At 66.5% G+C, this 23834-nt stretch carries 22 protein-coding genes; 13 read left to right on the top strand and 9 right to left on the bottom strand.

Features of this window, described 5'->3' with window-relative positions; all coding sequences use genetic code 11:
• Window positions 1-696, bottom strand: coding sequence for a potassium channel family protein (locus tag LAQ58_RS09615; protein WP_224447227.1), 696 nt, complete (start codon window positions 694-696; stop codon window positions 1-3).
• A gap of 81 nt (window positions 697-777) precedes the next feature.
• Window positions 778-975: a hypothetical protein gene (locus LAQ58_RS09610; protein ID WP_224447226.1), complete on the bottom strand. Its 198-nt coding sequence runs from the start codon at window positions 973-975 to the stop codon at window positions 778-780.
• A 91-nt stretch (window positions 976-1066) separates the two neighbouring features.
• Between LAQ58_RS09610 and LAQ58_RS09605 the strand changes: the two genes are divergently transcribed.
• Window positions 1067-1408 (top strand): TM2 domain-containing protein, encoded by a 342-nt coding sequence (locus tag LAQ58_RS09605; RefSeq protein ID WP_224447225.1) that lies wholly within the window; start codon window positions 1067-1069, stop codon window positions 1406-1408.
• Between the two features lie 77 nt (window positions 1409-1485).
• On the opposite strand, the gene gatA is transcribed toward LAQ58_RS09605, so the two are convergent.
• Both gatA and gatC read right to left on the bottom strand, forming a co-directional pair.
• The gene (gene gatA / locus LAQ58_RS09600) at window positions 1486-2766 is read right to left on the bottom strand and encodes an Asp-tRNA(Asn)/Glu-tRNA(Gln) amidotransferase subunit GatA (RefSeq protein WP_224447224.1); all 1281 of its coding nucleotides are present in this window, start codon (window positions 2764-2766) and stop codon (window positions 1486-1488) included.
• Entirely contained in the window at window positions 2767-3045 is a 279-nt protein-coding gene (gene gatC, locus LAQ58_RS09595) for an Asp-tRNA(Asn)/Glu-tRNA(Gln) amidotransferase subunit GatC (protein WP_224447223.1), read from the bottom strand. It abuts the gene before it with no gap.
• Window positions 3046-3336: 291 nt separating this feature from the next.
• On the opposite strand from gatC, the gene LAQ58_RS09590 reads away from it, so the two are divergent.
• From LAQ58_RS09590 to LAQ58_RS09580, 3 genes are all read left to right on the top strand, one after another.
• Complete coding sequence (locus tag LAQ58_RS09590) at window positions 3337-4317, top strand: transcription initiation factor IIB (RefSeq protein ID WP_224447222.1); 981 nt, start codon at window positions 3337-3339, stop codon at window positions 4315-4317.
• Between the two features lie 160 nt (window positions 4318-4477).
• A complete protein-coding gene (locus LAQ58_RS09585; protein WP_224447221.1) occupies window positions 4478-4948 on the top strand; it encodes an NUDIX hydrolase in 471 nt (156 codons plus the stop codon).
• 342 nt (window positions 4949-5290) lie between these two features.
• Window positions 5291-5941 carry a DUF7344 domain-containing protein gene (locus tag LAQ58_RS09580; protein ID WP_224447220.1) on the top strand — a complete coding sequence of 217 codons (651 nt, stop codon included), beginning with the start codon at window positions 5291-5293 and terminating at the stop codon, window positions 5939-5941.
• A 44-nt stretch (window positions 5942-5985) separates the two neighbouring features.
• Here LAQ58_RS09580 and LAQ58_RS09575 read toward each other — a convergent pair whose 3' ends face one another.
• The 3 genes from LAQ58_RS09575 to LAQ58_RS09565 are packed head-to-tail and all read right to left on the bottom strand — an operon-like array spanning window position 5986 to window position 8112.
• Window positions 5986-7170: an asparagine synthase C-terminal domain-containing protein gene (locus tag LAQ58_RS09575; RefSeq protein WP_224450148.1), complete on the bottom strand. Its 1185-nt coding sequence runs from the start codon at window positions 7168-7170 to the stop codon at window positions 5986-5988.
• Window positions 7170-7853 (bottom strand): PHP domain-containing protein, encoded by a 684-nt coding sequence (locus tag LAQ58_RS09570; RefSeq protein ID WP_224447219.1) that lies wholly within the window; start codon window positions 7851-7853, stop codon window positions 7170-7172. Before LAQ58_RS09570 ends, LAQ58_RS09575 begins: the two co-directional genes overlap by 1 nt.
• A 49-nt stretch (window positions 7854-7902) precedes the next feature.
• Complete coding sequence (locus tag LAQ58_RS09565) at window positions 7903-8112, bottom strand: hypothetical protein (protein WP_224447218.1); 210 nt, start codon at window positions 8110-8112, stop codon at window positions 7903-7905.
• Between the two features lie 156 nt (window positions 8113-8268).
• Between LAQ58_RS09565 and purL the strand changes: the two genes are divergently transcribed.
• The 8 genes from purL (at window position 8269) to LAQ58_RS09525 (ending at window position 20458) form a co-directional block, all read left to right on the top strand.
• On the top strand, window positions 8269-10377 hold the full coding sequence (gene purL / locus LAQ58_RS09560; protein WP_224447217.1) for a phosphoribosylformylglycinamidine synthase subunit PurL: 2109 nt from the start codon (window positions 8269-8271) through the stop codon (window positions 10375-10377).
• 102 nt (window positions 10378-10479) lie between these two features.
• Window positions 10480-11652: an alpha-1 4-glucan-protein synthase gene (locus tag LAQ58_RS09555; RefSeq protein ID WP_224447216.1), complete on the top strand. Its 1173-nt coding sequence runs from the start codon at window positions 10480-10482 to the stop codon at window positions 11650-11652.
• A gap of 48 nt (window positions 11653-11700) precedes the next feature.
• Window positions 11701-12861, top strand: a complete 1161-nt coding sequence (locus LAQ58_RS09550) for an iron ABC transporter substrate-binding protein (protein ID WP_224447215.1) — start codon at window positions 11701-11703, stop codon at window positions 12859-12861.
• Between the two features lie 45 nt (window positions 12862-12906).
• Complete coding sequence (locus LAQ58_RS09545; RefSeq protein ID WP_224447214.1) at window positions 12907-14541, top strand: ABC transporter permease; 1635 nt, start codon at window positions 12907-12909, stop codon at window positions 14539-14541.
• A 101-nt stretch (window positions 14542-14642) separates the two neighbouring features.
• A complete protein-coding gene (locus LAQ58_RS09540) occupies window positions 14643-15788 on the top strand; it encodes an ABC transporter ATP-binding protein (RefSeq protein ID WP_425490644.1) in 1146 nt (381 codons plus the stop codon).
• Window positions 15788-17959, top strand: a complete 2172-nt coding sequence (locus LAQ58_RS09535) for an ArnT family glycosyltransferase (protein WP_224447213.1) — start codon at window positions 15788-15790, stop codon at window positions 17957-17959. Before LAQ58_RS09540 ends, LAQ58_RS09535 begins: the two co-directional genes overlap by 1 nt.
• Before the next feature lie 268 nt (window positions 17960-18227).
• Entirely contained in the window at window positions 18228-18761 is a 534-nt protein-coding gene (locus tag LAQ58_RS09530; protein WP_224447212.1) for a gluconate 2-dehydrogenase subunit 3 family protein, read from the top strand.
• Window positions 18758-20458: a GMC family oxidoreductase gene (locus LAQ58_RS09525; protein ID WP_224447211.1), complete on the top strand. Its 1701-nt coding sequence runs from the start codon at window positions 18758-18760 to the stop codon at window positions 20456-20458. Before LAQ58_RS09530 ends, LAQ58_RS09525 begins: the two co-directional genes overlap by 4 nt.
• Before the next feature lie 55 nt (window positions 20459-20513).
• Here the strand turns inward: LAQ58_RS09525 and LAQ58_RS09520 are convergent, their stop codons facing one another.
• On the bottom strand, window positions 20514-21167 hold the full coding sequence (locus LAQ58_RS09520; protein WP_224450146.1) for a dolichyl-phosphate hexose transferase: 654 nt from the start codon (window positions 21165-21167) through the stop codon (window positions 20514-20516).
• Window positions 21168-21453: 286 nt separating this feature from the next.
• Window positions 21454-21654 (bottom strand): DUF7550 family protein, encoded by a 201-nt coding sequence (locus LAQ58_RS09515; RefSeq protein ID WP_224447210.1) that lies wholly within the window; start codon window positions 21652-21654, stop codon window positions 21454-21456.
• A 64-nt stretch (window positions 21655-21718) separates the two neighbouring features.
• Here LAQ58_RS09515 and LAQ58_RS09510 point away from each other — a divergent pair, with 64 nt between their 5' ends.
• The gene (locus LAQ58_RS09510) at window positions 21719-23506 is read left to right on the top strand and encodes a glycoside hydrolase family 13 protein (RefSeq protein WP_224447209.1); all 1788 of its coding nucleotides are present in this window, start codon (window positions 21719-21721) and stop codon (window positions 23504-23506) included.
• Window positions 23507-23834 lie beyond the last annotated feature (328 nt).

The following is a 23834-nucleotide window of genomic DNA, read 5'->3' as shown; positions in this document are numbered from 1 at the left end:
TTACGCGTCGTCCCCGTCGTGGTCTTCGAAGTGGCCGAACACGTCGGTCACGTCGGGTGTCGCACCCTTTCCGGAGTAGACGGTGAGCAAGTCACCGGCGTGTATCTCGGTGTCCCCGCGCGGTGTGATGGGGTTAATCTCGCCGTTGCGTTCGATAGCGACTAGCAGCATATCAGCATCGAGATAGCCGGCGCTCGCCGCCTCCTGAACCGCCATACCGTTGATAGGAGCGTCTTCGCCGACGCGAATTTCGAACACTTCCGCATCTTCGCCGATGCGCATGTAGTCGACGATAGTCGGGCGCTTGACCGCCCGGTAGAGGTACTCGGCGATGAGGCGCTGGGGGTTCTCCATCGTGTTGACGCCGATGCGTCGGAAGATGCTCATGTGCTCGGGATTGTGGACAACCGAGACGATGTGGGGAACTTCGAGTTCCTTGCCGAGCAGACTGACCATGATGTTGGTCGCGTCCTCGTCGGTCGTCGAGATGAGCGCGTCCGCGTGGTTGGCACCGGCATCCAGGAGCGTCTCCTTGATTGTCGCGTCGTCGTTGAGCACGAGGCAGTCGTACTCGGTGGCGGCGTGCTCGGCCTTCCGCTCGTTTCGCTCGACGACGACGACCTCGTTACCGCCCATCGTCGCGATCTCGATGAGTGGCCCGCCGATGTTGCCCGCCCCGACGATGACGATGTACATTGTTGCGGGTGGTGGTCGGCGAAATACCGAAAAACTACCGCTTTCGAGAGTAAATATCGAACCCAGTCGTCCGTATAACGCTCAACGCATCGGTGGCTGGTTACTCCGCGCGATACGGATGGCGACGTACCAGATGGCGACCACCACGAGAGTGCCGGCGAAGAACTCCACACCCGGCACAGTCCCGGATACGAACCAGATGTAGAGGTCTTCGACGAAGAGGAACGCGAAGAGCGCGACGAGCAGAATCGTCCCCACCCTCCCGATTCGTTCTCTCATACGCTACGATACGACTCCGACCAATAAGTGTCCGTCGGCAGAGGTGTCGACTACCCCGACGTTTTTGTCGTCGCTCGACGACCACCGCTACATGGCGAGTGATACCGATACGACGAAGACCGAGACCGTCTACTGTCACAACTGCGGCGAACAGATAGACGCAGCGGCCGAACTCTGTCCGCACTGCGGCGTACGTCAGCGCCCGCCGCCCTCGGCCGTCGACGACAAGCGACTGGTCGCCGCGCTGCTCGCCATCCTGCTCGGGTCGTTCGGCGCGCACAAGTTCTACCTCGGCCGGACGAAGGTGGGTATCCTCTACCTCCTATTCTTCTGGACCGGACTTCCCGGCCTCGTCGGCATCGTTGAGGGCGCGCTCTACCTCTCGAAGAGTCGCGAGGAGTTCGAGGCGAAGTACGCCGAGCGCGACCGCTGAACACCCACCTTTTTCGCCGTCGGCCCTCGCTCCGCTCGGGCGTTCGCCTCGGAAAATCCGGACTAAAAATGCCGAATTTACTCTTCGACGGCACTGGCCGCCCGGATGATCGTCTCTTCGCCGAACTTCGGGCCGATGAGTTGGAGTCCGACCGGCAGCCCCTCCGACTCGCCCGCCGGGACCGAGATGGCGGGGAGGTTCGCGAGGTTCACCGGCACCGTGTTGGCGTCGGTGAGGTAGAGTTGGAGCGGGTCGTCGAGGCTCTCACCCAGTTTCGGCGGGAGAATCGGCATCGTCGGCGACGCGAGCACGTCCACCTTCTCGAAGGCCGCGTCGAAGTCTTGTGCCACCCACGCGCGGGCGTCCTGGGCTTTCTTGTAGTACTTGTCGTGGTAGCCCGCCGACAGGGCGTAGGTGCCGAGGAGGATGCGGCGCTTGACCTCGGAGCCGAAGCCTTCCTCGCGGGCGCGGGCGAACGACTCGTTCCAGTTGCCCTCGTAGCCGCCCGACTGACCGTACCGAACCCCGTCGAACCGCGCGAGGTTCGAGGAGGCTTCCGACATCGCGATGACGTAGTACGCCTGCACCGCGTGGCCGACCGATTCGAGGCTCACTTCGGTCGTCTCCGCGCCCTGCGCCTCTAACTCTGCGAGCGCGCCCTCGAACGTCTCGACGACGCGTTCGTCCGCGCCCTCGACCAGTTCGGTGGGGACGCCGACTGTGAGACCGTCGACGTCGCCGTCGGCGGCGCCGGCGTAATCCGAATCGATGGCCTCGTCCCGGGTCGTCGCGTCCTTGGCGTCCGGTCCCGAAATCACGTCGAGCAGTTCCGCCGCCTCTTCGACGGTCTCGGCAAAGGGACCGATCTGCTCCAGCGAGTTCGCGTAGGCGACGAGCCCGTACCGCGAGACCAGCCCGTAGGTGGGTTTGATGCCGACGACGCCGCAGAACGCTGCGGGGTTGCGGACCGACCCACCGGTGTCGGTGCCGAGCGCGAGGTCGGCTTCACCCGCCGCGACCGCAGCCGCCGATCCACCCGAGGAGCCGCCGGGAGCGCGTTCGGGGTCGACGGGGTTTCTCGTCGGACCGAACGCCGACGTCTCGGTGGTCGACCCCATCCCGAACTCGTCCATGTTCGCCTTGCCGACGATGGTCGCGCCGGCGTCCTTCAGGCACTCCACGACCGTCGCGTCGTACGGCGGGACGTAGTCGTTGAGCATCGCGGAGCCGCAGGTCGTGCGCAGCCCCTCGGTGCTGATGTTGTCCTTGACGGCGACGGTTTTCCCGCTCAGCGGGCCGTCGGCGTCGGCGTCGGCGACCGACTCCTCGGTAACGAAGATGTTGAGGTCGGTGGCCATCTACGACACCTTCGGTCCTTTGAAGAAGCCGTCTTCGGTCTCGGCGGCGTTCGCGAGCGCCTCCTCCTGCGCGAGGCTCTCGCGAACCTCGTCGGGACGCATCACGTTCACCAGTTCCGTCTCCGCGTCGACTTCGGGTACCTCGTCGAGCGCGTCGAAGTAGGTGAGGATGTCGGCGAACTGCCCGGCGAACTCCTCGAATTCCTCGTCGTCGAGGTCGACTCGCGCGAGTGTCGCGACGTGACGCACTTCGTCGGCGTCGACGGACGTGTCGCTCATGTCTCGTCGGTGTCGGGGACCGGGAGTAAGGGTTTCGATGCGCCGCGAGACGCCGACTTCGAAGGGTTCGCACCGAAAGCGGCAAATATCTCCTGCCATCACGAAACCCTACCGATGCGGACGACTCGGCGAGGAGGCACCAACTGCGTCGGTCCCTCCGACGGAACGCAGTTTTCGAGGCGTCTCGCCGCTGAATTTCGCCACCAGACTTAAGTTACTCGCTTCCGAATCCCGAACTGGAGAACAGTCTACGAGAGAGGCGTCTCTCCACCACCCCACCCCACCCCAACAATGACTGATAGTGTCCGACGGTACACGGGCGAGCGCACCCGACAGAGAGACGAAGAAGAGAGTGAACAAGAGACCGACGAAACGCTGCGCTGCCCGGAGTGCGGCGGACAGTTGGCGAGCGACACCGAGCACGGCGAGACGGTCTGTCGAGACTGCGGTCTCGTCGTCGAGGAGGACGGTATCGACCGCGGTCCCGAGTGGCGCGCGTTCGACTCCAAGGAGAAAGACCAGAAGTCCCGCGTCGGCGCGCCGACGACGAACATGATGCACGACAAGGGGTTGTCGACGAACATCGGCTGGCAGAACAAAGACGCCTACGGCAACTCACTGTCCTCGCGACAGCGAGAGAAGATGCAACGGCTCCGCACATGGAACGAGCGGTTCCGCACTCGCGACTCGAAAGAGCGCAACCTCAAGCAGGCGCTCGGCGAGATCGACCGCATGGCGTCGGCGCTCGGGCTTCCCGAGAACGTCCGCGAAACCGCCTCGGTCATCTACCGCCGCGCGCTCAACGAGGACCTGCTTCCTGGCCGCTCCATCGAGGGCGTCGCCACGGCCAGCCTCTACGCCGCCGCCCGACAGGCGGGGACGCCGCGCAGCCTCGACGAGATTGCGAGCGTCTCCCGCGTCGAGAAGGACGAAATCGCGCGGACGTACCGCTACGTCGTCCGCGAACTGAAGCTCGAAATCCAGCCCGCCGACCCCGAGAGCTACGTCCCGCGGTTCGCCTCGGCGCTCGACCTCTCCGACGAGGCCGAGCGCCGCGCTCGCCAACTGCTGAAGAACGCCAAAGAACAGGGCGTCCACTCCGGTAAATCGCCGGTTGGACTCGCCGCCGCCGCCGTCTACGCCGCCTCACTGCTCACCAACGAGAAGGTGACCCAGAGCGAGGTCTCGGACGTCGCCAACATCAGCGAAGTCACCATCCGCAACCGCTACCACGAACTGCTCGAAGCCGAAGAGCAGGTCCACCTGCCGTAGTCGGCTTCAGTCTTCGACAGAGCCCGTTCGAGACTCCGACTGGATTTCGGTCGCCGCCGCCCTGAGAGCAGTAGACCCGTCTCTACCGTCGGAACCATCGCCCTCGCACCGTCTATCGAGAAGTCAAAACGGTGAAACGCGACCGAATCGACGAAGAGACATGGAGACGACGCGGCACTTCACGGCGACAGTGTACATCGTCAACGACGGAGCGACGGCGCTTCACGAGCACAAGCGTCTCGGCCTGCGGCTCCCACCTGGCGGCCACGTCGACAGGGACGAACTCCCCCACGAAGCCGCTCTCCGGGAGGCACGCGAGGAGACGGGTCTCGCACCGACGCTCCTCATCGACCAGCGCGACGTCGCCTCCGAGACGGCGCGAACGATTCCTCGCCCGCGGCATCTGCTGCTCGAAGATATCGACGTTCACGACGGCGAGGTCGGTCACCAACACATCGACCACATCTACTACGCGACGGTCGAGAGTCGCGCCATCGACCCTGACGACGGCGAAGAAGGCGCCGACGCGTGGGACTGGTACGGACCCGACGACCTCCACACGAGCGACCTCGACCTCGACGTAGTCGAACTCGGACTGGACGCCATCGAGTGCGCGACGAACCGGCGCTGAGAACGTTGAAACGAGTCGAGTTCATCCGGTGTCGCTCGTCACGAGAGTTTATCAGCGAGAACGGGACCACTCCTCCGCGGGCGTTGACCAGTCACCGAGCGGGTGCCGAGGCGGTTGCGCAGCGTTCACCCGTTCGAGCGCTCGCGCCGCCTGCTCGCCATCCGACACCGCCCGACGGTTACGTCCTCGCGGGACGGACAGTTCCTGACGACGACTACCATTCGATCACGAAGCTCTCAAATTCACGAAAATATTGAACGTGAACTGCTTCGTAACACCGAATATACACTAACAGGTTAGGCTTCATACTGATAGGAACCAACGCAAAAGTGGAATCACTTAATGACCGACCAGCAGCCCCCCACCGGGACCGGCGACGCGAGTGAACTTTCGCGAGCGCTGGCTGTCCTCTCGAACCCGTGCCGCCGTCGGATCGTCGCGCTGCTTTCGGAGCGTCGAGCGTCGATCTCGCTCTCGGAGCTCACGTCCCTCCTCGCCGCCGATGACGACCTCACAGGAGGGCCGAACGGTGCCGACGGCGAGACGGAAGCCGACACCGACTCGCTGGCGATCACACTGCACCACGTCCACCTTCCGATGCTTTCGGACGGCGGATTCGCGGAGTACGACCCCGTCCGACGGACCGTCGTTCCCGGTCCCCGCATCGACGACGAGAACGCGACCGACCTGTTAACTCTCGTCGAGACGCTCGCCGAGTCGGAGTTCCACCTGTTCTCGACCGCCCCGATGCGAGCGACGCTCGCCGTCCTCGTCGACACAAGCGGTGTAGAGCTCCCCGTCTCGACGGTCACGGCGCAACTCGTCGCTCACGTCGGCGGACCGCGGAAGACGCACGCCGCCCGACTACGCCACTACCACCTCCCGAAGCTCGACGCCGCAGGCGTCGTCGACTACGACGTGAACCGGTCGACGGTGTCGCTTCGCGCCAACTCGGCACTGCTCGACGCATCGTTCTCGCCCGCCACCTCGTAACCGGTCTCGGGGCGACGCGTGACGCGGCCTTTCGTTCTCGTTGGCTATCGACTGTCCGCCCAGGAGTACCGACTGTCCACCAACGAGCAGACGTACTGTCCGACGTGGTCGTCCATCCGCCGTTTGAACCCTGCTCGGCGAGCCAACCGGTCGAGTTCGCGCGCCGCCAGACTGCCGTACTGGACGGCCTTCTTGTCGGCGGCGGCGATGTCGTCGGGGATGACGCCCTCGGCGGCGCGCCGAAGCGCGATTTTGCGCTCCTCGCCGTCGGTCAGGAGATGTCCCGGCAGGCCGAGCGCCGCCGCGACCACGTCGTCGTGCAGCAGCGGCGCGACCGGTTCGACGCCGGCGGCCCGGAGCGTCAGCACGTCGCGTTCGAGCTGCTCGGGGAGCGTCGCGACGACTTCCCGCGTCGCACCGCGGACCGTCTCCGCGTTGACGCGGTGGTCGTCGGGCGCGTTCGCCACCTTCGCGTAGCCGCCGAACAGTTCGTCCGCGCCCTGGCCGACGGCCAGTCGCTCGTAGCCGTCGGCGGCGACGCGTTCGGCCGCGAGATACAGCGGCAGCGCGATTTGCACGTCCATCGCGTTCGTTCGTCCCGTCGCGCGGACGATTTCGGGGACCGCGCGCGTGAGATCGTCGTGGGTGAACTCGACGACCCGCAGGTCGCGGTCCATCGCCTCAGCGGCGTCGCGGGCGGCCGCGACGTCGTGCGATCCCTCGAATCCGGCGACGTAGCAGGGCGCGTCGGAGATCCCCGCCGCGACGAGTGCGGAGTCGACGCCGCCGGAGAAAGCGACGGCGGTGTTCGACGTATCGATGGTGCGAACGCTACCCAGCACTGCATCTCGCACGGCGTCGAGCGCGGCCGCGTCGTCGGCAATCGGCGGTTCGGGGAGCGTCCACGCTCGCTTACTCTCGTTTTTGTCCACGTCGAGCTCGGCCGAACTCGCGGACGCGTCGGTCGGCGTAAGTCGCCGAACATGGCCCGCCGGAAGCACCTTCGGGTCGTCGAGGTCGGTTGGGTCGAAACTCCACGTCGCCGGGTCGATTGCCGAGAAGAAAAGGGGCTGTCGGCCGAGCACGTCGCGGACGAGAAGTGAGCCGTTACCGCCGTCTCCGGGGTCGACGGCGTTGGCGTCGAGACGACCCGCGAATCCGCCGGTCCCCGGAAGCGGGTCGCCCTCGTCGAGCGCGTCGACGACGCGTTCGGGCGAGCTACCGCGAATCACAGAAAGTCGGCCACCGTGTGTTTCATGCGCCGTTTCGCGCCGCCGGCGGCCTGTCGGAAGCTAATGTGCCACGGCGTCCGGGTGCCGACGACGCCCGTCCGCCCCTCGGCGATGGCGTCGAGGATGGCATCGGCGCGTCGCTCGTTCGTCCCGACTTCGGTCACGGCTTGCCCGACCATCTCGCTGATGTGGGCGTCGCTGCCGGCGGTCATCGGGAGATCGTTCGCGAGCGCGAACTTCTCGGCTTTCCGGTTGGCGAGGCCGGTCAGGAGCCGGGAGTTGTACACCTCAACGGCGTCGGCGCTCGCCAGTTGTTCGCGCGAGATGTGCGGGGCGACGCCGTGGCGGGATTTCTGGAACGGGTGGGGGACGACGGCGAGACCGTCCTGCTCCCGGATTCGGTCGAGCGTCTCCTCGTAGGAGAGGCCGGCGGGAATTGGTTCGTCGATGTCGAACGCCAGAACGTGTCCCGCGGAACTCGTCACCTCCATGCCGACGATACCGACGAGTCCGTAGTCGGCGGCGCGTTCGGCGGCCTCGATGCTGGCGTCGAGTTCGTCGTGGTCGGTAATTGCCAGCGCGTCGAGACCGACGGCCGCGGCTTGTTCGAGCAGTAACTCTACGGGGTCGCGGCCGTCGTACGACAGCGCGGAGTGCGCGTGCAGTTCGACCGATAACACGAACAGCCTTTGGAAGGGTATCTAAAAAAACTCGCCGGTCCCGACTACGTCACCTGCTGCGGAGCATGCTCGGGCCGATGACGAGCGCGGTGAACAGCACGGCGAGGATAACCCCGACGCCGTAGAGGAACGTCAGTTCGGTGACGTGCCCTCCGGCGAGCTGGCTGAGGAACTCCGAGTCCGGATAGAACAGTACGATGGCGATGCCTCCAAGCGCGATGAGGATGCCGATTCCTCCCCAAAGGCGAGATTCGTCCATTAGTCGCCGATGTGACCACGTGTAATGATAGAACTACCGGAATCTCACGCTCGCGGTGAGAGTCGACACTGGTTTCGCCCCCCGTTCTCCCCGAGTGATACACACGTACGTGCACATGAAAAGGGATTTACCGACGCTTTCTGAACAGGGAAGTGAATGAGTCTCTCCGACGCCGACCGCGAACTCGTCGTCGCCGAACTCGGTCGCGAACCCACGACGGCCGAGGCGGCGCTGTTCGAAAACCTCTGGAGCGAACACTGCGCGTACCGTTCGTCTCGACCGTTGCTGTCGGCATTCGACAGTGAAGGCGAGGACGTGGTAGTCGGCCCCGGTGACGACGCAGCGGTCGTCGCTATCTCCGACGACACGTACGTCACGCTCGGCATCGAGAGCCACAACCACCCCTCCTACGTCGACCCCTACGACGGCGCGGCGACGGGCGTCGGCGGCATCGTCCGCGACACGCTCTCGATGGGCGCGTACCCCATTGCACTCGCCGACTCGCTGTACTTCGGCGAGTTTGACGACGAGCACTCCCGTTACCTGTTCGAGGGCGTCGTCGAGGGCATCGCCGACTACGGTAACGCCATCGGCGTGCCCACCGTCACGGGCAGCGTCGACTTCCACCCCGACTACGAGGGGAACCCGCTCGTGAACGTCGCATGCGTCGGCCTCCTCTCCGCCGACCGCCTCGTCACCGCAGAGGCCCAAAAGGCCGGAAACAAACTCGTCCTCGTCGGCAACGGCACCGGCCGCGACGGCCTCGGCGGCGCGTCGTTCGCCAGCGAGGACCTCGCCGAGGACGCCGAAACCGAGGACCGACCCGCCGTGCAGGTCGGCGACCCATATACTGAAAAACTGCTCATCGAAGCCAACGAGGAACTCGTCGACGCCGGCCTCGTCCAGTCGGCGCGTGACCTCGGCGCGGCGGGTCTCGGCGGCGCCTCTTCCGAACTCGTCGCCAAGGGCGGCTTCGGCGCGCGCATCGACCTCGACGCCGTCCACCAGCGCGAACCGAACATGAACGCGATGGAGATTCTGCTCGCAGAGTCCCAGGAGCGGATGTGCTACGAAGTCCGCCCCGAGGACGTCGCCGGCGTCGAGAGAATCGCCGAAAAGTACGACCTCGGCTGTTCGGTCATCGGCGAAGTGGCCGAGGGCAACTACGTCTGCACCTTCGGTGGGGAAGTCGCCGTCGACGTGCCTGCGGAGTACCTCGCTGACGGCGCGCCGATGAACGACCTCGACTCGGTCGCGCCCAACCAACCCGAGCGCGACCTTTCCGACGCGGACCTCACCGAAGTGTTCGAGGCGGTCGTCGGCAATCCCACGACGGCGAGCAAGCGCTGGGTCTACCGGCAGTACGATCACGAAGTCGGACTCAGGACGGCGGTTAAACCCGGAGACGACGCCGCGGTGATGGCGATACGAGAAGCAGAGACTGGGTTAGCGTTCTCCTCGGGCGCGAACCCGAAGTGGACGAGCGCCGCCCCCTACGACGGCGCGCGGGCTATCGCGCTCGAAAACGTCACCAACCTCGCCGCGAAGGGCGCGACGCCACTGGCGGCGGTCGACTGTCTCAACGGTGGCAACCCCGAGAAACCCGAGGTTTACGGCGGTTTCAAAGGGATCGTCGACGGTCTCGCCGACATGTGCCGCGAACTCTCGACGCCGGTCGTCGGCGGTAACGTCTCGCTGTACAACGACTCAGTCACGGGACCGATTCCGCCGACGCCGACGCTCGCCGTCGTCGGCACGAAGGACGGCTACGACGCGCCGTCCGCGGCGTTCGCGGGAGAGGGAACGCTGCTCCTCGTCGGCGAGGCGGGCGCGGCGCTCGGCGGGTCGGAGTACCTCGCGTACGCAGGTGGCACCGACCGTTTCCCCGAACTGCCCGAGAATCCGGGCGAGGTCGTCTCGGTGCTCGCCGCCGTCGCCAACGACGACGCGACGCTCGCGGTCCACGACGTGAGCCACGGCGGCCTCGCCGTCTCGCTGGCGGAGATGGTCACCACGGACGCGGGTGCGGACGTCGCCCTCGACGGCGCGCTCGCGCTGTTCGACGAGACGCCCGGCCGCGCCGTCGTCGAGACCACGGACCCAGAGGCCGTGTGGGAAGCGTTCGACGGCGTCGCGCCTGTCGTCGAACTCGGCGACGCCACCGACGACGGGACGCTCTCGCTCACCGCCGGCGACGACTCGCTCGACTACTCGGTCGACGAGATCCGCGAGTTGCGCGGCGTGCTCGCCCGCGAGTTGGACTGAGACCGTCGGCGGCGCGGTCGACCGTCGGGTCGCCGATGATTTAGGCTGTCCTAAAAACCGGCAGTCTTTTTAGGTTATCCTAAAAACGTGCTGGCAACGACCATGGCAGCCGACACCTGCGTCATCGTCCCGACGATACGAGCGTACGAGTGCATGCGGGCGTACTTCGAGAACGCCCGCGAACACGGGTTCGACCTCGACCGACTGCACGTCGTGCTCGTCACCGAGGATTTCTGCGACACGGCGGCGATGCGCACGATGCTCGACGAGGAGGGCGTCTCCGGCGAGGTGTTCGACGGGAGTCGGCGGGAGGCGTGGTTCGAGGCGCGTGGTCTCTCCGAGTACGCCCACCTGATTCCGGCCGCCAGTCACGCCCAGACCTCCTTCGGTCTCCTCTATCTGTGGGCCAACGAGTTCGAGTACGGCTTCTTCATCGACGACGACACGCTCCCGCATCCCGAAGCGGACTTCTTCGGTCGCCATTTCGAAAATCTGGCGTACGAAGGCGAGATAGAGTGCGTCCGCTCCGACGAGCGGTGGGTGAACGTCCTCTACCAGAACTTCGACGAACACGGACTCTACCCCCGCGGTTACCCGTACGCGGCGATGGACGAGACGGTCGAGACCGACACCCGCCACGTCGACGACGTGGTCGCCTCCCAGGGGCTGTGGACGAACGTCCCGGACCTCGACGCAGTGCGCATCCTGATGGACGGCGACCTCCGTGGACAGGCGCAGACCCGAACCGCCGCCGAGGACTTCGACGACGAGTTCGTCGCCGACCGGGGCCAGTATCTCACTGTCTGCTCGATGAATCTCGCCTTCCGCCGCGAGATAATCCCGGCGTTCTACCAACTCCCGATGGACGACAACGAGTGGGACGTCGGCCGATTCGACGACATCTGGTCGGGCGTGTTCCTCAAGCGCGCCGCCGACGTGCTCGACAAGGACGTGGTGAACGGCCGACCCCTCTGCGAACACAACAAAGCCCCGCGCCCGACGTTCGACGACCTCAACAACGAGGTTCCGGGTCTCGAACTGAACGAATACCTCTGGGAAATCGTCGACGAGGTAGGCGACGGCTGTGAGACGTACGCAGGCGTCTTCGGTTCCATCGCGGACGAACTCGCCGACGGCGACTGGGACGAATACAACAACGGTGCGTTCTTCACCTTCGTCGGCGAGCGGATGCGCGAGTGGCTCGACTGCCTGAACGCACTCGACGCCCTCAACGCGCCTCGGACCGCAGAACGACCGATACCGAGTGACGACTGAGCGTCCGAATCGGTAGCTCTATATGATTTTAGGCATACCTAAAAACACATGGAGCGAAACGACTTCGGACGGCCCACCCGTCGTCGCCTCGTCGCGACGGGCGTTACGGCCGGTATCGCAGCCCTCGCAGGCTGTAACGGTCTACTCGACGGCGAGAGCAGTGGCGGTGACAGCGAGAACGGATCGCAGGCCATCGGCCAGATCGGGTCGGGCCGGTCGCCGTTCGGCGAGCGGTCCATCGAGGGCGGCACCTCGATGACGGAGATGCCCGATCTCTCCGGTGAACTCACCGTCTACTCCGGCCGCGGCGAGGCGCTCGTCGGCGAACTCGTCCAGTTCATCGACGACCTCTACGACGATTTCTCCGTGCAGGTTCGCTACGCGGGCTCGTCGGACCTCGTCAACCAGATTCTCACCGAGGGCGACGGGAGCCCCGCGGACGTGTTCTACTCGGTCAACGCCGGGTCGCTCGGCACGCTCGCCGAAGAAGGCCGAACGGTCGCGCTCCCCGACGAGGTGCTCGAACTCGTCCGCGAGGAGTTCCGTGACCCCGACGGTCAGTGGACTGGCACCTCCGGCCGTGCCCGGACGGTTCCGTACAACACCGACCAGTGGTCCGCGTCGGACATTCCCGGAGATATCTACGCCTTCCCCGACGCCGAGCGGTTCGCCGACCAGGTCGGCTGGGCACCCACCTACGGCTCGTTCCAGGCGTTCGTCACCGCGATGCGCGTACTGAAGGGCGACCAGCGCACTCGCGAGTGGTTGCAGGGGATGCTGGACCTCGGCGTCCAGGAGTACACCGACGAGTTCCTCGTCTGTCAGGCCATCGCCGACGGCGAGATATCGGTCGGCTTCGCGAACCACTACTACATCCAGCGCGTCCTCGCGGGCCGCGGCGAGGCGCCGCTTACGACGGCGTTCACGAACGGCGACGCCGGGAGCATCTTCAACGTCGCCGGGGCCTGTACGCTCGACACTACCGACAACCGGGAACTCGCGGCGAACTTCGTCCGCCACCTGCTGTCGGCGGAGGCGCAGGACTACTTCGCCCGCGAGACGTTCGAGTACCCGCTCGTCTCCGGCGTCGACCCCGTCGGCGACCTCCCACGTATCGACGAGTTGAACCCGCCTGAGGGGGTAGACCTGACACAACTGGCCGACCTCGAAGGCACCGTCGACCTCATGCGCGACGTCGGCGTGCTCTGAGACCGGACGCTTCCGCCGACTCGTCGCCGCACACCGAACTCACAGATGGACGCCGAACACGCTCCCGGAACAGACGACGCCGCCAGCGACGCCGACGACTCGAGTTCGCCATTTGGCGGGTCGCCGCCGCCGCTCGGTCTGTCGCTCGCGTCGGCGACGGTAGCCGCTCTCGTCCTCCTCCCGCTGGTCTGGCTAGTCCGACTCGCCTTCGACGTGGGGGTAGCGGAGGCGGTGGCGCTCTCGACGCGCCCAGAGACGCTCGAAGTGTTCGCCAACAGCGCCGCGCTGGTTGTCGCTGTCACCGCGGCGTCGATTCTCGTCGGCGTCCCGCTGGCGTACCTGACCGTCCGGACCGACCTCCCGCTGCGTCAGTTCTGGACCGTCGCGGTGTCGCTGCCGCTGGTCATCCCGAGCTACATCGGCGCGTTCGCGTTCGTCACGGCGTTCGGGCCGCGGGGGGCGCTCCAGCGCTTACTCGCGCCGCTCGGCGTCGAGTCGCTGCCGCGACTGTACGGCTTCGTCGGGGCGACGCTCGTGCTCACGCTGTACACCTACCCGTACGTCTACATCACGACGCGGGCGGCGCTAAAGTCGATGGACACGACGCTCGTCGAGGCGGCGCGGACGCTCCGCCACTCCCGGTGGGAGGCGTTCCGCCGCGTGACGGTGCCGCAGATTCGCCCGGCGGTGGCCGCCGGGTCGCTGTTCGTGGCACTGTACACGCTCTCGGACTTCGGGACGCCCGCCATCATGCGCTTCGACGCGTTCACGCGGGTCATCTTCGTCGAGTTCAACTCCTTCGGCCGCGACTTCGCCGCGCTGCTGTCGCTGCAACTGGTCGCGGTGACGCTTCTGATTCTGGCCGCCGAGTCGCGCATCCGCGGCGACGAACAGGTATACGGCGGCGGCAGAGCGACAGACCGGGTTCGACTCGGTCGGTGGAAACTCCCGGCGCTCGGGTTCTGTGGCTCGGTCGCCGGGTTGGCGCTCGTCGTCCCGCTGGCGATTCTCGGAACGTGGTTCGTCCGCGGAGCGAGCAACGTGGGCAGCGAGACGCTGGCGTTCGACGTCTCGTACGTTCTCAACTCCGTCGGTGTCGCAGCCGCCACCGCCGCCGTCGCCGCGGTGTTCGCGCTCCCCGTCGCCTACGTCGCCGCTCATCACCGCGGGACGGTGGCGACGCTCGCCGAGCGCGCGACGTACGTCGGCTACGCCGTTCCCGGCGTGGTCATCGGACTGGCGCTCGTCTATCTAGGTACCTCCTACGCGCGCCCCGTCTACCAGACGCTCTACCTGCTGGTGTTCGCCTACGTTGTCCGCTTTCTCCCGCAGGCGGTCGGGTCGCTCCGGGCGTCGTTCCTCCGGGTCGACCCCAAACTGCCAGAGGCGGCGCGGACGCTCGGGCGAACCCCGAGCGGCGCGTTTCGGAGTGTCACGCTCCCGCTCGTCGCACCGGGGCTGCTTGGCGGGATGGCGCTCGTCTTTCTCACGACGATGAAGGAGCTCCCGGCGACGCTGTTTCTCGCGCCGACGGGGTTCGAGACGCTCGTCACGCGCGTCTGGTCGGCGTACAGTCAGGGTTACTTCGGCCGCGCCGCGGTGCCGGCGCTCATCCTTCTCGCCGTCTCCGGGCTCTCGATGCTCGTCATCGTCTCGCAGGAGGGGTACGATGTCAAGTGATGGACTGAACGAACACACGGAAAACGGCGACACCGATTCGAAGAACGATGATTCGAACAACGATGGCACGAACGACTGCGGTTCGACACTGGTGATAGACGATGGTCGATAACACGATGGTCAACGAGACGACGGTGCGCTCGACGGCGGAGTCGACTCGCTCGGACGAATCGGTGCTGGAACTCGACGGCGTCTCCAAGCGCTTCGGCGACGAGACGGTCATCCGGAACCTCTCGCTCTCCGTCGAAGAAGGCGAGATACTGACGCTGCTCGGTCCCTCGGGTTGCGGGAAGACGACGACGCTCAGGCTCGTTGCCGGACTGGAACGGCCGGACGCGGGCGAGATTCGCCTCGACGGCGACGTCGTCTCCGGAAACGGGTCGTTCCGCGCGCCCGAGCGGCGCGGCGTCGGCGTCGTCTTCCAGGAGTTCGCGCTGTTTCCGCACCTCACTGCGGGCGAGAACGTCGCCTTCGGGCTGAAGGAGTGGGACGAGGCCGAACGCGAGGCGCGCGTGAGCGAACTGCTGGACCTCGTCGGTCTCGACGCTCAGCGCGACTCGTATCCCGACGAACTCTCCGGAGGGCAGCAGCAACGCGTCGCACTGGCGCGCTCGCTCGCGCCCGAGCCGGCGGTGTTACTGCTCGACGAACCGTTCTCGAACCTCGACGTCGACCTCCGCGTCCGGATGCGAGAGGAGGTGCGTCGCATCCTCAAGGAGGCGGGCGTAACCGCCGTCTCGGTCACCCACGACCAGGAGGAAGCGATGTCGATGTCGGACCGCGTCGCCGTCGTCAACGCCGGACGCATCGAACAGGTCGGTCGTCCCGAGCAGGTGTTCCAGCACCCCGAGTCGCGGTTCGTCGCGAGCTTCCTCGGCCACGCGAGTTTCCTGGGCGGCACGGTCGGTCGGGACGTCGTCTCCACTGCCGTCGGCGACATCCCACGCGAGCGGATTCACGGCCTCGCGCCGGAGTACGAGGGCTCGGCGATAGAACTTCTGGTCCGCCCGGACGACCTCGAAGCGACTCCGGACTCCGACGGCGACGGCGTCGGCGTCGTCGCCTCCCGACGCTACCTCGGTCCGACGGCGCTATACGAGATCGAACTCGACTCCGGCGAGTCGGTGAGCTGCATGCACAACCACGACGTTCACCTCGAACGGGGCGAGCGCGTCGCCCTCTCGCTGGCGGCGACGCACGACCTCTCGTGGTTCCCCGAAGGGGCCGAGACCGTCGTCGACCGCTGATGTCGCCGCCGGACCGCCGCCCCGCGAACGCACCCTCTCTCGCCGCCCTCGCGTCGTCCGCCCGCAGTCGGGCGTTCGTACTCGGCGTCCTCGGCCTCTCTGCTCTCGCCGCCGTCGTCGTCGGCTGGCTGGCGACCGACCTGTTCGCCTACCACTCGGTCAACGACGACGAGGGCGTCTACCTCATGCAGGCGGCGATGCTGCTCGACGGGCAGTTGTTTCTCCGACCAGGGGCGCTCGCGGAGGTGGTCAGACCGTGGTTCTTCGTCGTCGACGTCGGCGGCGAGTCGCTCCGCATGTACGGAAAGTACACGCCGATGGTCCCCGCCGTCTTCGCGCTCTCGCGCACGCTCACCGGCGGGTACGCCGCCGCGCTCGTCGTCGTCGCCGCCGGAATCGTCGCACTCGTCGCGCTTGTCGGTCGCGCGGCGTTCGACGAGCGCGTCGGCCTGCTCGCCGGCGCGTTCGTCCTCGCGTCGCCGCTGTTTCTCTTCTCTTCCTCCGTCTATCTCGCTTACGCGCCGACGACGTTTCTGAATCTCTGTTTCGCCGTCGCCTACGTCCGGGCGGTGAGGGCGAGGAGTCGCCGCTGGGCGTTCGTCGCGGGCGTCGCCGTCGGCGCGGCCTTCTTCGCCCGGCAGTTCACGGCGGTGCAGTTCGCCGCACCGTTCATCGTCCACTCGCTCGCCGTTCTCTTTCGCGCTCTCGGCACCGACCGCTTCCGCGAGACGCTAGTTCGGACGACTGCCGTCGCCGTCCCCGGTCTTGCGTTCGTCGCGCTGACGCTCGGCTACAACGCCGCCGTCACCGGCGACCCGCTGTTGTTCCCCTACGAGGCGTTCGCCCCCCGCGACGGCCTCGGCTTCGGCGAGCGAGAGATTCAGGGCTACGTCGTCGACTACACCCCGGAACTGGCGGCTGTCGTCACCGTCGAGGCGCTCTCGCTGCTGTTCACCGAGTGGGTCGCCGCCGGGAGCGCGGGGACGCTCCTCGCCGCCGCCGGCGTCGGTGTCGCCGTCGTCCACTGGCGGCGCGCTGGCGCTCCCGTCGCACCGGACCCGACCGACCTCTCTGCTCACGGTGTGCGAGCGCTCCTGCTCGGCGTCGCCGTCTCTGTCGTCGTCGGCAACGCGTACTTCTGGGGGATACACAACGGCCTCGCGAACGGTCTCTTCGAGTTGCTCGGCCCGTTCTACTACTTCGACCTCCTCGTTCCGTTCGGCGTCTTAGCCGCCGGAGGAATCGTCGCCGTCGCCGACGCGGTGTCCCGAACGGTCGCCGTCCGCCGAAATCGCCGGACCGCTCGCCTCGTTCTCGTCGGTCTGTTGCTCGTCTCCGCGCCGGTCGTCGCCGCCGCGGAGGCGTCGGTCGTCGCCGATCCCTACGCGGAGAACCGCCAGCGGACAGACTCGCTGGCGGCGGTGTACGAACCGTTCGAGCGGACCGAGTTTGACCGCGCGCTCGTCTTTGTTCCCGGCCCCTACGGCGACTGGCAGAACCACCCGTTCCAGTCTCTCCGGAACGACCCCGGCTTCGACGGCAACGTGGTGTACACGCTCGATAGCGGCCCCGACAGGGATTTCGAAACGCTCGAAGCCGTCGATAACCGGTCGGTGTATCGGTTCACCTACCGCGGCGCGTGGGCCGGCGCGGTCGAACCGGTCGACCCCGAACTGCAGCGACTCGAACTGCTGGGAGGCGACCGCGTCGACGCCGAGACGACCGTTGGCGTCCCCGCCGGGAGTACGAGCGTCAGCGTCCGCGTCGAGACCGAACGGGGGTACGCCCGCTACTCGGTCGACGAGTTCGACGACGGCGGCACCGTCGCCGTCGAGTGGACCGTGACGCCCGACGGCGCGCGGGTGACGAACCTCGACCGCGCAGGCGGCGACGCCGACGGACCCGACGTTCCGCTCCCGCCGAACGCGAGCGAGGTCGACCTCGTCGTCACCTTCGCCGGTCCCGCAGGCGAGTCGGTGACGTACCGACAGGAACTGACGGTCGACCGTGACGACGACGAGATTCGGGCGCAGTGGCCGCCCGAGACGCGCGTCTGTCGGCTGCAGACGGAGTGCGGCCGCGAGGGGACGTGGGTCGGACCGGACGGCGACTACCTCGACGGCGTCTCGGTGGAGACGAACGCGACGGCGGCGTCGACAGCGTCGAGGTGACGGCGACCGCGTGCAGAAACGCCGACCGCGCACAGGGGCGGTGACGGCCGGACCGCTGACATCCCGTCTGTGTTCCTCGGCGGCCGACTATATCGACGAATCGTAGTTTAGAAACCTATACGGAAAGCTATCCAGATATCTTTACGGATGGCTAACTGGAGGACCAACGAACTACTCGCCCGACGTGTGCCGGATCGACTCTCGCTACCCGACTCTCCGCCCTCGGAAATCACAACCTCTTTGTTTAGGTTGACCTAAACCGAAGGCGATGGAGTTGACGAGACGGGACGCGCTGGCCGCGCTCGCGGGCGGCGGCGTCGCCGTCGGGGGCGCGGGTGCGCTCGCCTGGGACCGGTTGGATACCGGCGGAGAGGAGACGCCGGACGTTCCGACCGGCGAGACGCTCGTCGCCCTCGCGGAGGCGGTCTACCCCTCGGCGGTCGAGAACGTCGCCGAGTTCGTCGAGACGTACGTCGTCGGGCGGGCGGCGGAACGATCGACGTACGAACGCGGCGTCGTCGAGACGGCTGCGCTCGTCGAGGAGTACGCCGTCGACTGGTTCGGCGCGACGGTGCCCGAGTTGGCGCGCGAGGAGCGCGACGAACTGCTCCGGCAGCTGGGCGCGGAGACGGCCGCCCCCGACCCCGAAGGGACCGACGCCGAGCGCGTTCGGTACTTCGTCGTCAACGAACTGCAGTACGCGCTCTACACGTCGCCCGCGGGCGGCGAACTCGTCGGCATCGAGAACCCGCAGGGGTACGCTGGAGGGACCGAGAGCTACCGACGGGGGCCGGAGCGGTGAGCGCCAGCGACGCCGACGAGGGGAACGGAGACGAGGCGGACGGGGGCGAACCCGACGGGGACAAACCGGACCGAACGCCGAGCGAGCGCGTCGACGTCTGCGTCGTCGGCGCAGGACCGGCGGGCGGCCTCGTCGCCCACCGACTCGCCGACCGGGGCTACGACGTGGTCGTCCTCGAAGCGGGCCCCCGATTCGATTCGACCGACCGCCTCGAACGGATGGAGCGGACGATTCGCCCGATTCACAACGGCGACGAGGTGTGGGACATGAGCGGCCCAAGAGACGCCTTCACGACGCCCGGGGAGCGGTTCTACCCGCTGAACGTCGCCCGCGTGAAGGGCGTCGGCGGGTCGACGCTCCACTGGCAGGGGATGGTGATGCGCCTCCACGAGTCGGATTTCGAGCGGCGGAGTCGCGACGGCGTCGCCGCCGACTGGCCCGTCGACTACGACGACCTGATGCCGTACTACGCCGAGGCGGAGTCCGCACTGGGCGTCGCGGGCGCGTCGGACAATCCGTTCGCGCCGCCACGCGACGAACCCCACCCGCTCCCAGCGTTCGAGCCGTCCTACAGCGACTCGTTGTTCGCCGAGGCGTGCGAGCGCGTCGGTGTGACGACGCACTCGGTACCCAACGCGCGAAACTCCGAACCGTACGACGACCGCTCGGCGTGCGTCGGTTACGGGACGTGCAAGCCCGTCTGCCCGTCCGGCGCGAAGTACACCGCCGAGAGTCACGTCGAGAAGGCCGAGGCGGCTGGCGCGCGTGTTCTCGACCGAGTGCCGGTCCAGCGACTCGAACACGACGACGCGGGCGAACGCGTCGAAGCGGCCGTCTACGCGACGCCCGACGGCGACGAGTACCGACAGGAGGCACGGGCGTTCGTCCTCGCCTGCGGCGGCGTCGAGAACCCGCGACTGCTCCTCCTCTCCGAATCCGAGCAGTATCCCGCCGGCCTCGCGAACTCCTCGGGACTCGTCGGCCGATACTTCATGGACCACCTGTTCGCCGGGATGGGCGGGACGCTCGACCGGCGGACGCGACAGAACCACGTCGGGTTCATCACCACCGAGAGCCATCAGTTCTACGACGACCCGGGGGCTGGAGTCGAGGGGATCGACGGTTCGATTCCGCCGAGCGACGCCGACATCGGGCCCATAAAACTGGAGTTTCTCAACTACGCCGGTCCGTCGCCGGTCGAGATGGCGCTCGGAGCCGACACGTGGGGCGACGACCTGCTGCCGCAACTCCGCGAAGGATACGGAAATCACGTCGCGATGGGCGCGCTCGTCGGGCAACTCCCCCGAGCGGAGAACCGCATCGCGCTGGACCCCGAACGGACCGACGACCACGGCAACCCCATCCCGGCGATTCACTGGCGCATCGACGAGCGGACGAAACGGACACTCCGCCGGGCCAACGAGATTCAGCGGACGGTGTTAGAGGCGATGGGCGTCGACATCGAGTGGACTGTCGGACCCGACAACACCGGCCCGGCCTACCACCACATGGGGACGACGCGGATGGGAACGGACCCCGAATCGAGCGTCGTCGACCCCCTCCTCCGGACGCACGACCTCTTGAACCTCTGGATTCCGTCCTCCGGCGCCTTCGTCACGAGCGGCGCGATGAACCCGACGCTCACCATCGCCGCGCTCGCGCTTCGGACGGCCGACTACATCGACGAGTCGCTGTAACGACCGGCGTTCAGCCGCTGTCGACGAGTCGCGTCGCCGTTTCCACTCTCGCGACTTACTCTCGTCGCCGCCGCTCTTCGAGACACACCTTCACGATGGATTTCGCGATAGCGGCTCCGCCGCCGAGCGGGTCGAGTTTCGTCTCGCCGAGTCGTTCGTCGTACTCGATGGGTAGCTCCGTCACGGCGTAGCCGCGCATCAGCGAGCGGATGAGGAGTTCGGCCGACAGTCCCGTGTTCTCGGTCCACTCGATGTCGTCGACGACGCGGCGGCGGTACGCGCGCATCCCCGTCGTCGTGTCGCGGACGCGGTGTCCCATGAGCGCGCTCGCTAGCAGTGCGAACGCGACGTTGCCGAGGCGGTTGAACGCCGGCATCGCCGCCGCGCCGTGGTAGAGTCGGTCGCCGCTTACCACGTCGTAGCCGTCGTTGATGGCGTCGAGAAACTGGGGGAGCTGCTCCATCGGGTAGGTGCCGTCGCAGTCAGTCGTGACGATGACCGGCCGCGACGCCGCCGTCAGCGCCGCTTCCACGGCGACGCCGTAGCCTTGCGGTTTCTGCCGAACGACCCGCGCGCCGTGTTCGCGGGCTATCTCGGGCGTCCGGTCCGATGACCCGTCGACGCAGACGACCTCCGCTCGGCCGTCGGTCACCTCGTCGATGTCGGAGAGCACCGACTCGATGGCCGCCTCCTCGTTGTACGTCCCCATGACGACGCTCACGTCGTCGAACGTGTAGGGACGGTTCCGGCCGGTTTCGTCGACTTCGTCGCTCTCGTCGACGGCCGTCCGACGCTCGCTCTCGTCAGTTTGACCGTCCTCGCGGGTTTGACCGCGCTCCTCGTCGATCTTGCCAGTATCGCCGGCGTCGAACTTTCGCTCTCCCGCTCGTTCGGCGCCCGTCGGTCCGCTCGTGTCGCTCATCGTCCGGACGGACGGACGCCCGGTTTTTTAGGCTTGCCAAAAACATCGGCGACGGTCGTCTCGGTTCCCCCGCTCAGGCGAGAAGCAGCGGAATACCGAAGACGACGGCGAGACCGACGAGCAGGACAACGAACCCGGTGCTCACCTGGCTCATCGTGTACGCGCTCTGCGGCGCGGTCGTTCGCTCGCCCGCCGTCGTGTCCTCGGCCTCCTGGTGCGGTTCCGCCCCTTCGTCGACGTCGCGGCGCTCGCTCGGCTTGCTCTGGTCGGTCATGCCAGGGGCTACTGCACCTGCCTACTAAAACACAACTAAATGGCTTCCGCCCGTCTGTGTGGCCGTGAAGGAGACATCAGATGCGACGAGCGAGGACGCCGACCCCCCGCACGTCGACAGGGCTTGGTGGAAAGAGTCGGTCGTCTACCAGATCTACCCGCGGAGCTTCAACGACAGCGACGGCGACGGCGTCGGCGACATCCCCGGAATCGTCGAGAAACTCGACTACCTCGACGCGCTCGGCATCGACATCGTCTGGCTCAACCCGGTGTACGAGTCGCCGAACGCGGACAACGGCTACGATATCGCCGACTACCGGTCCGTCATGGACGAGTTCGGCACGATGGACGACTGGGAGGAGCTACTGGAGGGGCTCCACGACCGGAATATTCGACTTATCATGGACCTCGTCGTCAACCACACCTCCGACGAGCACGCGTGGTTCACGAAGTCGCTCGACCCCGACAGCGAGTACCGCGACTACTACATCTGGCGACACGGCCGGACCGACGTAGACGGCTTCACCGGCCACGAAGGCCCAGAACACGAGGCCCCACCGAACGAGTGGGGGTCGTTCTTCGGCGGTCCCGCGTGGGCGTACGACGAGGAGAGCGAGGAGTGGTACATGCACCTCTTCGACCGCAAACAGCCGGACCTCAACTGGGAGAACCCCGACGTTCGCGACGACGTGTTCGAGATGATGGAGTGGTGGCTCGAGAAAGGTATCGACGGCTTCCGGATGGACGTCATCAACCTCATCTCGAAACCGGACAGCGTCACCCAACACGACCCGCCGCACGTGTACGACGACTTCGGCGGCACCATCGACGGCCCGAAGGTTCACGAGTACATCAGGGAGATGCACGACCGGGTGCTCTCGAACTACGACACGTTCACCGTCGGCGAGATGATCGGCCAGGAGATGCCGATGGAGGAGGCGCTTCGGTACATCGGCGAGGACGGCGACGGACTCGACACGCTGTTTCACTTCGACCACGTGCTGTTGGACCTCGGCGAGAACATCTGGGACTACCACGACTGGAAGCTCCCGCAGTTGAAGCGCGTCTTCACCCGCTGGCAGAACGGGCTCTACCCCGACGGCTGGAACAGCCTCTATCTCAGCAACCACGACCAGCCGCGGTCGGTGTCGCGCTTCGGCAACGACGAGGAGTACCGCGTTGAGTCCGCGAAACTACTCGCGACGGTGCTCTTCACTCTCCGCGGGACGCCGTACGTCTACCAGGGCGCGGAGATCGGAATGACGAACTTTCCGTTCGACAGCATCGACGAGTTCCGCGACGTCGAGACGATCAACCCGGTCGAACACGCGATGGACATCGGCGACGTCGGGACGTTCGACGAGATTAAGGAGGGCGTGCGCGCGAACAGCCGTGACAACGCCCGGACGCCGGTGCAGTGGTCCGACGACGAGAACGCGGGCTTCACCGACGGCGAGCCGTGGATAAACGTCAACCCAAACTACGAGGAGATAAACGTCGACGCCGCCCGCGACGACCCGGCGTCGATCTGGCACTACTACCGCCGACTCATCGACGTCCGAAAGTCTGACCACGTGCTCGTCTACGGCGACTACGACATGCACTACGGCGAGCACGACCGCCTCTGGACGTACACGCGGACGCTCGGCGACGAGACCGCCCTCGTCCTGCACAACTTCGCCGACCGGAAGACGGCGTTCGAACTGCCCGACTACCTTCGGGAGTCGCTCGACGACACCACCGCCGAACTGCTGGTCGGCAACTACGAGGCCGCTGACGGCCCTCCGGTCGAACACGACGTGGACGCGCTCGCGCTCCGCCCCTGGGAGAGCCGCGTCTATCGGCTCGACTGACGGACCGTCTCGCGAAACGAACCACCTCCAGCGAATTGCCTCGGCTGGCCGCTTCACCGAAGTCGGCTCTCGTGGTCGACCCAATATACTATGGGTCGGTTTCGGCGACGGATTCGCGAACCACGTCCGCATCAGAACCCTCGGAGAACGGCTTTCGCACGGGCTGCGAGACGAACTGAGCGACGAACTGAGTCCGACGGCCGTCGAATTTTCACACCGTTCGAGGATCGGCCTATCCGTGTTGGCGACGAGTATTACCGCCGTGAGAGAGTATCCGTGAGCGTCGGAGCCATCACGGTCCGACTACTGTGAAGGTGGTGAGCGAAAC

The organism is Haloprofundus salilacus (genome assembly GCF_020150815.1).
GTDB classification, from domain to species: Archaea; Halobacteriota; Halobacteria; order Halobacteriales; family Haloferacaceae; genus Haloprofundus; species Haloprofundus salilacus.
The sequence above is the reverse complement of the archived record's forward strand: the minus strand, read 5'-3'. Positions and strand labels throughout refer to the sequence as shown.

Coding starts and splice junctions, on each gene's coding strand:
- LAQ58_RS09615 (WP_224447227.1), bottom strand. CDS start 696: ATGTACATCGTCATCGTCGGGGCGGGCAACATCGGCGGGCCACTCATC.
- LAQ58_RS09610 (WP_224447226.1), bottom strand. CDS start 975: ATGAGAGAACGAATCGGGAGGGTGGGGACGATTCTGCTCGTCGCGCTC.
- LAQ58_RS09605 (WP_224447225.1), top strand. CDS start 1,067: ATGGCGAGTGATACCGATACGACGAAGACCGAGACCGTCTACTGTCAC.
- gatA (WP_224447224.1), bottom strand. CDS start 2,766: ATGGCCACCGACCTCAACATCTTCGTTACCGAGGAGTCGGTCGCCGAC.
- gatC (WP_224447223.1), bottom strand. CDS start 3,045: ATGAGCGACACGTCCGTCGACGCCGACGAAGTGCGTCACGTCGCGACA.
- LAQ58_RS09590 (WP_224447222.1), top strand. CDS start 3,337: ATGACTGATAGTGTCCGACGGTACACGGGCGAGCGCACCCGACAGAGA.
- LAQ58_RS09585 (WP_224447221.1), top strand. CDS start 4,478: ATGGAGACGACGCGGCACTTCACGGCGACAGTGTACATCGTCAACGAC.
- LAQ58_RS09580 (WP_224447220.1), top strand. CDS start 5,291: ATGACCGACCAGCAGCCCCCCACCGGGACCGGCGACGCGAGTGAACTT.
- LAQ58_RS09565 (WP_224447218.1), bottom strand. CDS start 8,112: ATGGACGAATCTCGCCTTTGGGGAGGAATCGGCATCCTCATCGCGCTT.
- purL (WP_224447217.1), top strand. CDS start 8,269: ATGAGTCTCTCCGACGCCGACCGCGAACTCGTCGTCGCCGAACTCGGT.
- LAQ58_RS09555 (WP_224447216.1), top strand. CDS start 10,480: ATGGCAGCCGACACCTGCGTCATCGTCCCGACGATACGAGCGTACGAG.
- LAQ58_RS09550 (WP_224447215.1), top strand. CDS start 11,701: ATGGAGCGAAACGACTTCGGACGGCCCACCCGTCGTCGCCTCGTCGCG.
- LAQ58_RS09545 (WP_224447214.1), top strand. CDS start 12,907: ATGGACGCCGAACACGCTCCCGGAACAGACGACGCCGCCAGCGACGCC.
- LAQ58_RS09540 (WP_425490644.1), top strand. CDS start 14,643: ATGGTCGATAACACGATGGTCAACGAGACGACGGTGCGCTCGACGGCG.
- LAQ58_RS09535 (WP_224447213.1), top strand. CDS start 15,788: ATGTCGCCGCCGGACCGCCGCCCCGCGAACGCACCCTCTCTCGCCGCC.
- LAQ58_RS09530 (WP_224447212.1), top strand. CDS start 18,228: ATGGAGTTGACGAGACGGGACGCGCTGGCCGCGCTCGCGGGCGGCGGC.
- LAQ58_RS09520 (WP_224450146.1), bottom strand. CDS start 21,167: ATGGGGACGTACAACGAGGAGGCGGCCATCGAGTCGGTGCTCTCCGAC.
- LAQ58_RS09515 (WP_224447210.1), bottom strand. CDS start 21,654: ATGACCGACCAGAGCAAGCCGAGCGAGCGCCGCGACGTCGACGAAGGG.